The 13,135-nt window shown below is 70.3% G+C and carries 8 protein-coding genes and 2 pseudogenes; 9 read left to right on the top strand and 1 reads right to left on the bottom strand.

The window, feature by feature from the left end:
- From G3N61_RS39620 to G3N61_RS21025, 8 genes and pseudogenes are all read left to right on the top strand, one after another.
- Positions 1-126 (top strand): annotated as a pseudogene (locus G3N61_RS39620) (CoA transferase); the annotation flags it as partial.
- 2 nt (positions 127-128) lie between these two features.
- A pseudogene (locus tag G3N61_RS20995) lies at positions 129-1,634 on the top strand (ABC transporter ATP-binding protein); the annotation flags it as partial.
- Positions 1,634-3,403: an ABC transporter ATP-binding protein gene (locus G3N61_RS21000; protein ID WP_205823494.1), complete on the top strand. Its 1,770-nt coding sequence runs from the start codon at positions 1,634-1,636 to the stop codon at positions 3,401-3,403. The pseudogene G3N61_RS20995 and the gene G3N61_RS21000, both read left to right, overlap by 1 nt.
- A gap of 113 nt (positions 3,404-3,516) precedes the next feature.
- A complete protein-coding gene (locus tag G3N61_RS21005; RefSeq protein WP_089452096.1) occupies positions 3,517-5,748 on the top strand; it encodes a TonB-dependent siderophore receptor in 2,232 nt (743 codons plus the stop codon).
- Positions 5,748-6,011, top strand: coding sequence for a hypothetical protein (locus G3N61_RS21010; protein WP_089452097.1), 264 nt, complete (start codon positions 5,748-5,750; stop codon positions 6,009-6,011). The genes G3N61_RS21005 and G3N61_RS21010 overlap by 1 nt, the downstream gene beginning before the upstream one ends.
- Position 6,012: 1 nt before the next feature.
- Positions 6,013-7,524, top strand: coding sequence for a PepSY-associated TM helix domain-containing protein (locus G3N61_RS21015; RefSeq protein WP_205823495.1), 1,512 nt, complete (start codon positions 6,013-6,015; stop codon positions 7,522-7,524).
- 22 nt (positions 7,525-7,546) lie between these two features.
- Positions 7,547-8,791 carry a RhtX/FptX family siderophore transporter gene (locus G3N61_RS21020; RefSeq protein WP_205823496.1) on the top strand — a complete coding sequence of 415 codons (1,245 nt, stop codon included), beginning with the start codon at positions 7,547-7,549 and terminating at the stop codon, positions 8,789-8,791.
- 208 nt (positions 8,792-8,999) lie between these two features.
- Positions 9,000-10,073 carry an AraC family transcriptional regulator gene (locus G3N61_RS21025; RefSeq protein ID WP_205823497.1) on the top strand — a complete coding sequence of 358 codons (1,074 nt, stop codon included), beginning with the start codon at positions 9,000-9,002 and terminating at the stop codon, positions 10,071-10,073.
- Positions 10,074-10,090: 17 nt separating this feature from the next.
- Here the strand turns inward: G3N61_RS21025 and G3N61_RS21030 are convergent, their stop codons facing one another.
- Positions 10,091-11,269: an alpha/beta hydrolase gene (locus G3N61_RS21030; protein ID WP_205823498.1), complete on the bottom strand. Its 1,179-nt coding sequence runs from the start codon at positions 11,267-11,269 to the stop codon at positions 10,091-10,093.
- 350 nt (positions 11,270-11,619) lie between these two features.
- Between G3N61_RS21030 and G3N61_RS21035 the strand changes: the two genes are divergently transcribed.
- The gene (locus G3N61_RS21035) at positions 11,620-13,065 is read left to right on the top strand and encodes a serine hydrolase domain-containing protein (RefSeq protein ID WP_205823499.1); all 1,446 of its coding nucleotides are present in this window, start codon (positions 11,620-11,622) and stop codon (positions 13,063-13,065) included.
- Positions 13,066-13,135 lie beyond the last annotated feature (70 nt).

Below are 13,135 nucleotides of genomic sequence, written 5' to 3' on the forward strand. Positions count from 1 at the left end.
CGCTGGCCTGCGCTGAAGGTGCGCTTCGCCGAGGTGTTCGCGCAGCAGCCGTCCGCGCACTGGCGCGCGCTGCTGGAGGGCACTGATGTGTGCTTTGCGCCGGTGCTGAGCGTGGCTGACGCGGCTAGACGATCGCGCTGCACCTGACGCATCGCGTCGACGCCGATCTCGCCGATCGCTTGCGCAGGCGCCTCGCCGATCATCTGCAACGCTTGCCGCTCGGCTGGTTCGCGCGCGCGGGCAGCGATCGCGTCGCGCGTCACGTCGACCAGGACGTGCGCGCGCTGCACCAGCTCGTCGCGCATGCGCCGGCCGACGTCACGCAACTGATCGTCGTGCCGTGTGCAGCGCTCGCATGCCTGCTTTACCTGAATCCCGTGCTGCTCGCCTGGGCGCTCGTGCCGCTCGTCGCGGGGGCCGCGCTGTTCCGCTGGATGCGTTCGGCGCGATTCGCACCGGCCATCGCGGCGCGCAACGCGGCGCTCGAACAACTGATGGGCGATTACGCGCAGCTCGCGCAGAACCCGGCGCTCGTGCGGCAGTATCCGGGCGCCGGCATCGAGGCGGCCGCGCTGGCATCGACCGGGCGCTTCGAGCAGGCGTTTTCAGCGTGGGTCGGCCGCGTCGGCGGGCCGGGCGCCTGCACGCAGGTGTTGCTCGGCACGCCGTTCCTGCTTGCATGGGGCGTATTCGGTGCGACGTGGCTGACGGCCGGCCGCTTGCCGGTCGGCGAACTGTGCGTGTTCGCGCTGCTGATCTGGGCGGTCGCGGCGCCGGTGCGTGCGCTCGGCCACGGTGCCGACGCACTGCGAGAAGCGCGCGCGGCCGCCGCACGCCTCGATGCGTTGCTCGCCCAGCCGGGCCTGCCCGAGCCAGTCGATGGCGCTGTACAGGTGCCGCGCGACGCATCGGTCGAACTGAGCGGCGTGCGTGTCGACATCGACGGCGCGCCGATCCTGCGCGATATCGACGCGACGATCGCGGCCGGCACGACCACCGCGATCGTCGGGCCGTCGGGCGCGGGCAAGAGCACGCTGCTGATGCTGCTCGCGCGCTTCATGGATCCGGAGCGCGGCACGGTGCGGCTCGGCGGCGCCGATCTGCGGCGGCTCGCGTCGGATACGCGGCGCGAGCAGGTGGCGATGGTGTTCCAGCAGGCCGCCGCGCTCGACGCGTCGATCGCGGCGAACATCGCGCTTTACCGGCCGGGCGCCGATCGCAACGCGATTCGCGCAGCCGCGCGCGCGGCCTGTCTCGACGAATGCATCGACGCGTTGCCGGGCGGCTACGACTGCGTGTGCGGACGGGACGTGCGGCTGTCCGGCGGCGAACTGCAGCGGCTGGCGATTGCGCGCGCGCTGCTGTCGCCCGCACCGTTGCTGTTGCTCGACGAACCGGCCTCGGCGCTCGATCCGCAAACCGGGCGCGCGTTGCGCAATGCGTTGCGCGGCGACGCGCGCACACGCGTGATCGTCAGCCACGATCTCGACGCGATCCGGCCTGCGGACCAGATTCTCGTGATGGATCGCGGCCGCATCGTCGAGCGCGGCACGCATGCGGCGCTGCTGGCCGCGCGCGGGCTGTATGCGCGGCTATGGAGCGAACGCGGCGCCGCAGGCGGGGAGGCCGCCTGATGATGAAGTCGCTCAAACGTTTGCAGTGCTTGCCATCCGAAGCGCGTCGCGCGCTGTGGCGCGGAGCCGGCTGGGCGGTGGCGGCCGCGTTGCTCGACGGCGCGTGCGGGTTGCTGCTCGTGCCGTTGATCCGCGCATGGTTTGCCGGCGGGCATTCGACCGTGCTGCACTGGACGATCGCGCTCGGCGCGCTGACGCTGTGCCACGCACTCGTGCTGTACGTCGCGCAACGCGGCGGCTATCGCGCGGGCGGCGCGCTCGCGGCCGGTCTCGTCGAACGCCTCGTGCGGCACCTGCCGCGCATCGCGTCGTGGCAGGCCGTGCGCGACACGCATCCGGCCGGGCTGTTGCGCGGGCCGGTCATGCAGGCGATGGGGATTCCGGCGCACCTGCTCGGGCCGTTGATCGGCGCAGTCGTGACACCGCTCGCGGTCGTTGCGGGGCTCGCATGGATCGACTGGCGCATCGCGCTGTGCCTCGCGGCGGCGGCCGTGCTGCTATTCGTGCTGCTCGAACGCGGTGGCACCCGCACGCTCGCGTTCGAGCAATCGCGCGCATCAGGCGAGCGAGACATGGCCGTGCAGCTTCAGACCTTCGCCGCCCATCAGGGGCTGTTGCGCTTCGCGGGCCAGGACGGCGACGCGCGCGCGGCTTTGCAGCACGCGTTCGACGAGCAGCATCGTCGCACGCGCGCGCTGATGCGGCGCTCGCTGCCGATCGAGCTCGGCTTCGCGGGTGCGGTGCAGGGCGTGTTCGTCGCGATGCTGGTCGGCGGCACGTGGGCCGTCTCGACCGGCCGGCTCGATGCCGCGACGGCCGTGGCAGTGCTCGTGCTGCTCGTGCGCTTCATCGAGCCGCTCGCGCAGCTCACGCAGCTCGACCAGGCGCTGCGCGGCGGCTGGCGCGCGCTCGACACCGTGCTCGCGGTGCTGCATGCGCCGCGTTTCGACAGCCCCGAGCGCGGCACGCCGGTACACGATGCGAGTGTCGACGCGGTGCGCGTCGGCTACCGCTCGGCCACCGGCGCGACGTTGCTCGACGGCGTCGACCTCCATTGCCCGGCGGGCGGCTTCGTCGCGATCGTTGGCCCTACGGGGGCCGGCAAGAGCACGCTGCTGGGCCTGCTCGCGCGGCTCGACGATCCGGGCGCCGGGCGCGTGCTGCTCGGCCGTACCGACGTGCGGCACCTGAGCGAGGCGACGCTCGCCGCGACGCGCAACCTCGTGTTCCAGGACAACGGGCTGTTTCGCGGCAGCCTCGCGTGGAACGTGCGGATGGGCCGGCCGGACGCGTCCGATGACGAACTGCGTGCCGCGCTGGACGCGGTCGGCCTGCTGCGCGACGCCGAGCGATTGCCGGACGGGCTCGAATCCGACGTCGGGCCGGGCGGCCAGCTGCTGTCGGGCGGGCAGCGCCAGCGTGCGTGCCTGGCGCGCGCGCTGCTGGCGGGTGCGCCAGTGCTGATGTTCGACGAGCCGACCGCGAGCCTCGACGAGCTGAGTGCGCGGCGCGTGCGCGACAGTCTCGTCGCGCTGCGCGGGCAGCGCACGCGCGTCGTCGTCACGCACCAGCCGGCGCTCGCGGCCGCCGCCGACACGATCGTCGTGCTCGACGGGGGCCGGGTGCGGGCGACCGGCACGCATGCGCAGCTGGTCGAAACCGATGCGTGGTACGCGACATTCGCCCGCGCCGGGCGGCCGCCCGACTCGGTACCGCCTGCCGATGCGGATACGGACGCGGAAGCCCGGCCGGCCGAATCCGCGCACTGACGTGAACAATGCGATCCGGCGTGCCCGGAATCGATAGGAAAAGCCCCTCGATCGAAAAATCGCCGGCCGGTTCTATTTGATAATGAGAATGATTATCAAATGCGGGGGCGTGAATGCGGTACGAGGTGCTGGAACCTGGGAGATCAAGGACGAAGGGCGCGTGCGTCGCCCGTTTCGGGCGAGGGCGCTGGCGTCCGTCGCTGTATCTGGGCTTGCTGATCGCCGCGCATCCGGCGGCGGCGTTCGCCGATACGGTGCCGGCGTCGGCGGCCGGCGCGGAAGTCCGGAAGGAAGAGGCGACCGCCGTGAAGCCTGCCACGGGTGAGCTGAAGGCGATTTCGGTGACCGCGTCGCGCGGCGTGGCCGACGATCCGTCGGTCGCGACGGTCGGCAAGATGCCGCTGGCGTTGCGGGAGATTCCGCAGTCGGTCAGCGTGACGACGCGTGAACGGATCGACCAGCAGAACCTGTACTCGCTCGACGAAGTGATGCAGCAATCGGCGGGCGTGACGGTGCAGCCCTACGTGCTGCTCACCACCGCGTATTTCGTGCGCGGCTTCAAGGTCGATTCGTTCGAATTCGACGGCGTGCCGATCGTGATCGGCGACATGGCGAGCGCGCCGCAGGACATGTCGGTGTACGAGCGCGTGGAAATCCTGCGCGGCGCGAACGGTCTGCTGCACGGCTCGGGCAACCCGGCCGCGACGGTCAACCTCGTGCGCAAGCGGCCGCAGTACCAGTTCTCCGCGAATGCGAGCGTGAGCGTCGGCAGCTGGGACCGCTATCGCGCGGAAGCCGACATCGGCGGGCCGCTCAATGCGGCGGGCACCGTGCGCAGCCGGCTCGTCGCCGCCTACGAGGATCGCCACTTCTTCTACGACCACGCGAAGCAGGATACGCGGTCGATCTACAGCGTCACGGAAGTCGACGTGACGCGCGACACGCTGCTCACGTTCGGCGCGCAGTACCAGACGACCCGATCGGTGCCCGACATGTCCGGCGTGCCGATGGCGCGTGACGGATCGAGCCTCGGCCTGTCGCGCTCGACGTTCCTCGACACCGCGTGGGGCAGCTTCGACTGGGACACGACGCGCGCGTTCGGTTCGGTCGAGCAGAAGCTCGGCGGCGGCTGGAAGGCGAAGGTGAGCGGCGAATACCAGAGCGTGCGCTCCGACCTGAAGTACGCGGGCTCGTTCGGCGCGATCGATCCGGCGACCGGCGCCGGCGGCGCGCTGACGGGCGGCGCGTACCGGTTCAGCACCTACAGCCGCAGCCTCGATGCGAACGTGCAGGGCCCGGTGCATGCGTTCGGGCTCACGCACGACCTGATGTTCGGCGTGACCTACGCGAACAGCAGCAGCGGGCAGATGTCGGCGCAGCTGCTCGGCGACGTGTCCGGCACGCCGGTGAACGTGTACCGCTGGAACCCGGACAGCGTGCCCGAGCCGGGCGTCGGCCCGTACCAGCAGTCGCAGCAGAACGACGTTTCGCAGAAGGGCGTGTACGGGCTCGGCCGCATCAAGCTCGCGGAACCCGTCACGCTCGTGCTCGGCGGCCGCATGAGCTGGTGGAACCAGGACAGCCTCGGCGCGCACTACAACACCGGCCACCAGTTCACGCCTTACGGCGGGCTGATCTGGGACTTCGCGCGCGACTGGTCGTGGTACGCGAGCTATGCGGAAGTGTTCCAGCCGCAAACCAAGTCGATGTGGGGCGGCGGCATCCTGACGCCGGTGAAGGGGCGCACCTACGAGACGGGTGTGAAGGGCGAGCTGGCGGGCGGCAAGCTGAACGTGTCGCTCGCGGCGTTCCGCATCGATCTCGACAACAACCCGCAGGTCGATCTCGCGCATCCGTGCGCGGGGCCGAACTGCTACTACGTCAATGGCGGCAGCGTGCGCAGCCAGGGCTTCGAGTTCGAGGCGAATGGCCGCATCACGCCGTGGTGGAGCGTGTGGGCGAGCTACACGTACGACACGATGAGCTATGCCGACAATCTCGCGAACGCGGGCTCGTCGTTCGCGCCGCTGCTGAATCCGCGCCACCTGTTCCGGCTGTGGACCAACTACGACCTGCCGTGGCAGGAGCGGCGCTGGAGCGTCGGCGGCGGCGTGCAGGTGCAGAGCAACTACTCGGCGCAGGCGAACGGCGTCACGCTGAGCCAGGGCGGCTACGCGCTCGCGAGCGTGCGGCTCGGCTACCGCTACGACAAGCACTGGAGCGCGGCGCTCAACGTCAACAACCTGTTCGACCGCAAGTACTACCTGAGCCTGAGCCAGCCCGGCTGGAACAACCGTTACGGAGAACCGCGCAACGTGATGCTGACCGTGCGCGGGCAGTTCTGATGGCGGGCGGCTGGGGGACGCGGGCGGCGCTCGCGATCGGCGGCGTGCTGCCGGGCGCGGTCGCGCTCGCGGTCACGCTGGCCCGTCATTACCCGGCCGAGGGCCTGAACCGGCTCTATGCGGCCGTGTTGCTGTCGCTTGCCGCGAGCGTCGCCGCGCTGCTGTGGGTGCTCGTCGCACCCGGGCGGCGCCAGGCCGCGTGGCGCGCGGGTGCCTGGCTCGCGGTGCTCGTGCCGTGCGCGATGTTCTGGGGAGGGCGCTGACATGGACGCTTCATTGCGTTTGCGCTGGCGCGCGCTGCATCGCGGTGCCGGTGCGCTGTTCGGCGTGGTGCTGTTCGTCGTGCTGTTCAGCGGCACCTGGAGTCTCGCGACCGACTCGATGCAGGGCTGGTGGCGGCCGCCGCCGGTCGCCGTCGCGCGGCCGGCGCTGCCGCTGAACGAACTCGTCGCGCGTGCCGCGGCGCTCGGCGTGCCGTTGCGCGATGCGCGCATCGTGCTGCCGCAACCGGACGATCCGGCGATCCGTTTCTGCGACGCGCGCCAAGCGTGCACGCTGGTGCTCGACCCGGTGACCGGCGAGCGGCTGGCCGACGGCGGGCGCGCGGCGTTGCTCGTCACGTTGCACAAGACGCTGTTCGCCGGTTTTCCCGGGCGGATCTTCGTGAGCCTGTGGGGGATCGTGCTGCTCGTGCTCATCGTCGCGGGGGTGATCGTGCATCACCGGCGCTGGCCCGATGCGGCGCGTATCCGGCGTGGCAAAGGGTTGCGCGCCGCGTTGTTCGACCTGCACGCGTGGATCGGCCTGTGGGGCTCGCCGTGGCTCGTGCTGTTCGCGTTCACCGGCGCGTTGTCGGGGCTCGGCGCGCTCGGCACGGTGTCGCTCGCGGGTGTCGCGTATCCGGGGCAGCCGCAGCGCGCGTTCGCCGAACTGCTCGGCGGGCCGCCGCCTGCCGCAGCCGGCGGTGCGTGGCAACGCGCGCCCGATCTCGATGCGCTGCTGCGGCGCGATGCGGCGCGCGTGCCGGATTTCCGGCGCGAAGCCGTCGTGCTGCATCGCTGGGGCGATGCGAACGCGCGCGTCGAGATCGCCGGCACGACTGCCGGCTTGCCGAGTACGGCGGTGTTCGAGCGTCACCTGTACCGCGCGGCGGACGGGCAATGGCTCGCGGATGCCACGTCGCGCGGCCGAGGTTTCTGGCTGCGCACATTCATCGCGGTGCAGCCGCTGCACTTCGCGCAATACGGCTGGGTGGGGGCGATGGGCGGCGTGCTGCGCGTCGTGCATTTCCTGATGGGGCTCGCCGCGTGCGCGCTCTGCGCGACGGGGCTGCATCTGTGGATCGAGCGGCGGCGTGCGCAGCAGGATCGCTTCGCGAACGTGCTGGCCGCGGTCGCCGTCGGCATATGCGGCGGGCTCGTGCTCGCGGGTGGCGTGCTGCTGCTCGCCGGGCGTGCGTTGCCCGATGGCGGGCACGTCGACCATGTGCTCGCAATGTTGTTCTGGGCCGTGTGGGGCGGCGCAGTCGCGCTTGCTGCCTGCGTGGCCGATCGCGCGGCCTGGCTGCGCAGGCTGATGCGTGCGGCCGGCGCCGCGTACGGGCTGGCCGGTGTGACGCACTGCGCGATCGCGCTGCTCGGCGCGGGCGCACCCGTGTACTGGCCGATCGACGTGGCACTCGTCGCATTCGGCGCATTGCTGCTGCGGGCCGCGCGCCGTCCGCGCCGCGACGCGATGCGGCCCGCGCGCGTGCCGGCCGGCGCCGAACCTTTTTAATGTCATGCAACTGGAGACTTCGATGCGCGATCTGCTCGAACATCGCCGCCTGGTCATCACGATCACGCTGCTTTACCTGTCACAGGGAATCCCGATCGGCATCGCGATGGACGCGATGCCGACCCTGCTGCGCCACGACGGCGCGCCGCTTCACGCACTGGCGTTCCTGCCGCTCGTCGGCCTGCCGTGGGTCGTGAAATTCCTGTGGGCGCCCGTCGTCGACAACCGCTGGTCGCCGCGCATCGGCCGGCGGCGCAGCTGGATGCTGCCGATGCAGACGCTCGTCGTGCTGTGCCTCGGCAGCCTCGCGCAGATCGGCATGACGGTCGCGACGGCCGGGTGGGCGGTCGGCCTGCTGGCCGTTGCGTCGCTCGCGAGCGCGACGCAGGACATCGCGAACGACGGGATGGCCGCCGAGCACTTCAGCGGCGACACGCTCGCGAAGATCAACGCGATCCAGATCGCGGGCGTGATGATCGGCTTCTTCGGCGGCGGCGCTGGCACGTTGACGCTGATCGGCCTGTTCGGCCAGCGTGCCGCGTTTCTCGCGCTGGCCGCCGTGCCGCTCGCGAGCCTCGCGTGCGTGCTGTGGGTGCTGCCGCGCGATGCGGATCGCGCACGTGTGCAGGCCGAACACAACGCGAGCCTCGTGCGCTTCGCGAAGCGGCCGCGTTCGTGGTCGCTGCTGTCGCTCGCGCTGCTGTCGGCGATGACGGCCGTATCGGGTTTCGGCCTGTCGAAACTGTTCCTCAACGACGCGGGCTGGACGCTCGACGCGATCGGGAAACTCGGGATGGCCGGTGGCATCGTGACGGTCGTGCTCGGTTGCGGCGGCGGCGCGTGGCTCGTCAGGCGGCTCGGGTTGTGGCGTGCGTTTACGGCCGGCGTGAGCTGTGCGGGCGCGGCTGCTCTGCTGTGGTTCGCGCAGGCGAGCGGGTGGCTGCCGGTGTCGTCGTCGTGGGCATGGCTGTGCACGGTACTCGGTTCGCTGGCGACCGGGATCACGTCGGTGACGATCATGACGGCCGGCATGCGCTTCGCGGGCGGCAGCGACCAGGCCGGCACCGACGTGACGGCCGTGCAGAGCACGCGCGATCTCGGCGAGCTGATCGCGTCGTCGACGATCCTGTCGCTCACCGCGAAGGTCGGTTATACGGGCGGGTTCCTGGCCGGTGCGGCACTGGCGGTGTGTGCCGCGTTGATCGCGATGCGGTTGCGGCGGCGGGAGGCGGCGCAGCGCGGGGGGGCCGGCGACGTGCTTGCATAGCGGCGCGTGGGCGCTGAATGACGGGCTGCGGCGTCGCGCATCGACTCGGCTGGCCGCGTCCGCCGACGGGCCGGCAGCGACCGGATGCCGGGGTAAACATGTTCTTTGCGTGGTATTTCCGGCTTGATATAAGGGAGCGTTGCCGCGATCGTGAGAATCGCGCCCCGCTTCCGGGCCGGATGCGGGCAGCCACCGGAGTCCCGCGCCGATGTTGCAGAACCTCTATTCCCCGTACCTCGATTACGACTCGCTGAGTCGCGATCTGGCCGTGCCGCCCGCGAATCCGTCGGTGCCGGACTTCCCGTCCACGGTGATCCGACAGATCGGCAACGGGCATCACTATCGCGTCGAATACGCGAACGCGTATGCGGACGGCCAGACCGAATTTCACGCGCAATCGCCGGCTTTCTGGATGACCTCCGTCGACGTCAGCTTCGCGGGCGTGGTCCGGCGGCGCACGCGCGGACAGAACACGTTGCGCATCCGCATCGGTCGTAGCGGGGCGGCGTCGTATGCGGTGGGCGGGCGCGAGATCAGCCTCGACGGCCCGTCGATGGTGCTGGTCGCCGAGCCCGATGGCATGCCGGCGGGCGACGTGACCGAGCGCGGACATCATCAGGTGACGAGCATTTGCCTGCACCGCAATGCGCTTAGCGCGCTCTATGCCGGCGCGGAAGAGGCGCTACCGGTGCCGCTGCGACATTTCGTCGAAGGCACGCTGACGGAATCGTTCGTGCATGCAGGGCCGATTTCAGCGGCGCTGTTCGAGTGCATGCGGGACATCGGCGACTGCTCGCTGGACGGTCGCAGCCGGTCGATCTATCTGCACGGGCGCAGCCTCGAGATCCTGGCGCGCGCAATCGATTCGGTCTCCGATGCCTCGCGCCACGCCGACGACGAAGCCGGCCACGGTGAAGTGAGCCGCATGACGCGGCGTGCGGTGTCGAAAGCACAGATGGTATTGCAGGAGCATTTTGTGGCACCGCCTTCGCTCGATGTGCTGTCGCGTCAGGTCGGATTGAGCCGCAGCAGCCTGTGCGCGGGATTTCGCACGCTGCTCGGCAAGAGCGTGCACGAATACGCGCACGAGCTGCGCATGCAGCAGGCTCTGCGACTCCTGCGCGAGCCGGGCGTGCCGGTCACCGACGTCGCGTATGCGGTAGGCTACAACCATCCGAGCAGCTTCTCCGTCGCCATCCAGAAACGCTTCGGCATGTCGCCGCGCGAGTTGCGCGCGCGCGGCGGGGCGGTGATGGCCGACCGCGTGTCGACCATCGATTGAGCGGCGGTACGCGTGCGTCAGACGACGTACGCGCGCATGCGCAGCATGCGGCCGACCACCTGCACCACGAAGTCCGGCGATTCGTACGGGAAATTGTGTCCGTCGCCCGCCGGCGCGTGGATCAGCTCGCTTCGCGACGACGTCGACACATAGCGGCCGCGCGACGCGGTCATCAGCGCGAGATAGCGCTCGAAGCCGGCTTCGTCCACGCCCATGCGGCGATACAGCTTGCGTTGCTCGGTGGCCTGCTCGGGCCGCATCTCCGACGCGTCGCGCGGGGTGACGACGAATACCGGCAGGTCGCCGAGTTCGCCGTCGTGAACCAGCGTGTCGAAGCCGGCGAGCGGGCTGCGCGCGACACCCAGTTCGGCGAGGCTGGACGCGGCGCTGAACCCGGCACGCGCATGCATCTCGATGCGCGTGGCGCCCAGCGCCAGCGCCTCGGCGAGCCGGCTCTCGACGAGCTCGAGCAACCGCTTGACGGCGGGCTGGCGGCGGCCCAGCACGTCGACGAGATCGATATGGATGCCGAACAGATGCAGCAGGCCGCTCAGGTTGCCGGCCACCGTCATGGCGGTGGGGCGCAGGCACGGCGGCGCGTAGTTGAAGAAGTCGGGATGGGTTGCGTCGAGCAGCACGAGGCCGCAGGCGAGATGCGGATGGCGGCGCACGAGGTTGGCGACGAGCAGGCCGCCGAACGAATGCCCGACGAACACGAACGGCCCGCGTTCGCCAGCGCGGTGCAACGCTTCGGCCACTTCCTCCGCTTCGCGCGCGGTCGAGCGCGGATACGGGCCGGCGTCGCTCCAGCCGCTGCCGGGCCGGTCGATCAGGATCGAGCGCGTCGTGTCGCGCAATGCCAGATGCAGGTGATGCAGGACGAGGCCGCCCATGTGCGCACCCGACATCCAGACGACCGGCGGCAGGTCGTTCGCGCGGCCTTCCGCGAGGACGTGGATGCGATGGCCGCCGACGTCCACGAGCTGGCCCGGCGGCGGGCAGGCCCGGCGCATGCGGGCCAGGTACGCGAGGTGATGGAGCGCGCCGGCCGCGAGCGCGATGCCGGTGGCGAGCAGGATGCCGCCCGGCACGGGCAGGCCGGTGCAGGCGAGCCCGGCGCCCGCGACGCCGATCGCGAACGCGATGGGCAGGCCCGCCCAGTCGCGGCTCAGGAAGGCCGGAAGCCATTTGAACATTGGAATTCCCCGATTCCGCCAGTACATGAAGAAACGGCGACGCGTCATGGCGAGCCGTCCGATGGACTTCACACCATACCCGACGCATGGATGGCGCGCTTTCGCCGTCCGCCGGGGAATTGTCGCGTGCCTCCGCGCTGTCGCGCATCTCGGTACCGCGTGCATGCGGCGCGGGCGACCGGTGGCGGCGGCGCGTGTCGGGCACGCGAGCGACAGTCGCACGCAAAAGCATTCCGGCCGCTGGCAAAAGGATGCAGGGTGGAACGCCGTTACATTGGCGACATGCGTGCCGGCCGCGCTTGCTGTCGCGGCGCCCGGCGACGCCCATCCTCTTACCATGGAATCCGGCTATGCAAATCCTGAGGCACCAGCTAGACGACCTGCTTGCGAACGCCGTGACCGGCCCGGCCACGGCTGGCTATGTCGCCGGCGTCTGGCACCGCGGCGAGCAGATCGAACTGGCGCGCGGCATCGCGAACCTGAACACGGGCGCGGAGATGACCGTCGATACGCGCTTGCAGATCGGTTCGGTAACCAAAGTGATGACGGCGCACCTGCTGATGCGTTACGTCGAGGCGGGGCGTATCGGCCTCGACGATCCGGTCGTCGCGCATCTGCCGTCGTTTACGCTGGCCGATCCGGCCCACGCGCAACGCCTGAGCGTGCGCCATTTGCTCAATCACACGAACGGCATCGATGCCGACAGCTTCAGCCCGATGACCGAAGCCGGCACGGGCGCGACCCGCGATTTCGTCGAGCGGCTGGCCGGATTCGGGACGCTGTTCGAACCGGGCGAGACGATCCACTATTCGAACGCCGGCTTCGTGGTTGCCGCGCGGCTGATCGAAGTGCTGTCCGGCAAGCCGTACAACCAGGTGCTCGAAGAAACGCTGTTTCGTCCGTGCGGAATGAACGAGTCGTGCACGTCGGCCGAGCAGGCGATCCTGCATCGTCATGCGGTGGGCGTGTTCGCGAACGCGGCGAGCGGCGAGCTGCAGGCCACGCGTGCGTATCTGTTGCCGCCGTCGCTGGCGGGCGCCGGGTCGACCCCGATTTCGACGGTGCGCGACATGCTCGCGTACGGGCGCATGCATCTGGCCGGCGGCTCGATCGACGGCACGCGGATCCTCGCGCCTGAGACGGTCGCGGCCATGCAGGCCGTGACCTTCGATGCGGGGCGCCCGTGCGTGCCGCCGATCTGCGTTGGCTGGTGGAAGGTGCCGGTGAGCGGCGTGACCGTGTACTGGCATGGCGGTACGACGTATGGCACCACGTCGAGCTTCGCGGTCTGCCCCGAACTGGATCTCGTGGTATTTACCGCCGGCACGGGCCCGGGCGCCAACGCGTTGCACGACCAGGTGCTGCTCGCGACGCTCGCGCACCTCGGGCACGAGGCCGTCATGCCGTTCGAGCGCGGGGCGTCGAGCCGGCCGCTGTCACGTTATGCCGGTGGCTATCGGCACTATCCGATGCGCCTCGCATCGGTGGCGGGCAACGAGCGGCTGTCGGTCGAAGCGTACTGGACCGAGATGGACGCCGATAGCCGGCGGGCCATGTTGTGGCCGAGCGGCGGCGTGGAAACGGGCGACGGCGAAACCCGCTATGCATTCGACGGCGGCTCGACCTACGTGCTCGAACTGGCGCCGCTGGCCGAAGACCTGTTCGCGCCGCCAGGCACCTCCGATGCGCAGCTGTGCGGCATCAATGGGCGGCTGTCGCTCGTGTCCTTCCGCGGCGATGGCGACCGGCCTCACGGCGTGCATACGCGCCTGCGCTATCTGCGCCGAGAGGGCTGACGCGCCCTCGGGCGGACACCGTTCCACTGCGACGCGTGCATGCCACCTGATCCAGTGAAACGAAATTGTT

The organism is Burkholderia sp. Ac-20349 (assembly GCF_017104865.1).
Taxonomy (GTDB): domain Bacteria; phylum Pseudomonadota; class Gammaproteobacteria; order Burkholderiales; family Burkholderiaceae; genus Burkholderia; species Burkholderia aenigmatica.

Coding starts and splice junctions, on each gene's coding strand:
- G3N61_RS21000 (WP_205823494.1), top strand. CDS start 1,634: ATGATGAAGTCGCTCAAACGTTTGCAGTGCTTGCCATCCGAAGCGCGT.
- G3N61_RS21005 (WP_089452096.1), top strand. CDS start 3,517: ATGCGGTACGAGGTGCTGGAACCTGGGAGATCAAGGACGAAGGGCGCG.
- G3N61_RS21010 (WP_089452097.1), top strand. CDS start 5,748: ATGGCGGGCGGCTGGGGGACGCGGGCGGCGCTCGCGATCGGCGGCGTG.
- G3N61_RS21015 (WP_205823495.1), top strand. CDS start 6,013: ATGGACGCTTCATTGCGTTTGCGCTGGCGCGCGCTGCATCGCGGTGCC.
- G3N61_RS21020 (WP_205823496.1), top strand. CDS start 7,547: ATGCGCGATCTGCTCGAACATCGCCGCCTGGTCATCACGATCACGCTG.
- G3N61_RS21025 (WP_205823497.1), top strand. CDS start 9,000: ATGTTGCAGAACCTCTATTCCCCGTACCTCGATTACGACTCGCTGAGT.
- G3N61_RS21030 (WP_205823498.1), bottom strand. CDS start 11,269: ATGTTCAAATGGCTTCCGGCCTTCCTGAGCCGCGACTGGGCGGGCCTG.
- G3N61_RS21035 (WP_205823499.1), top strand. CDS start 11,620: ATGCAAATCCTGAGGCACCAGCTAGACGACCTGCTTGCGAACGCCGTG.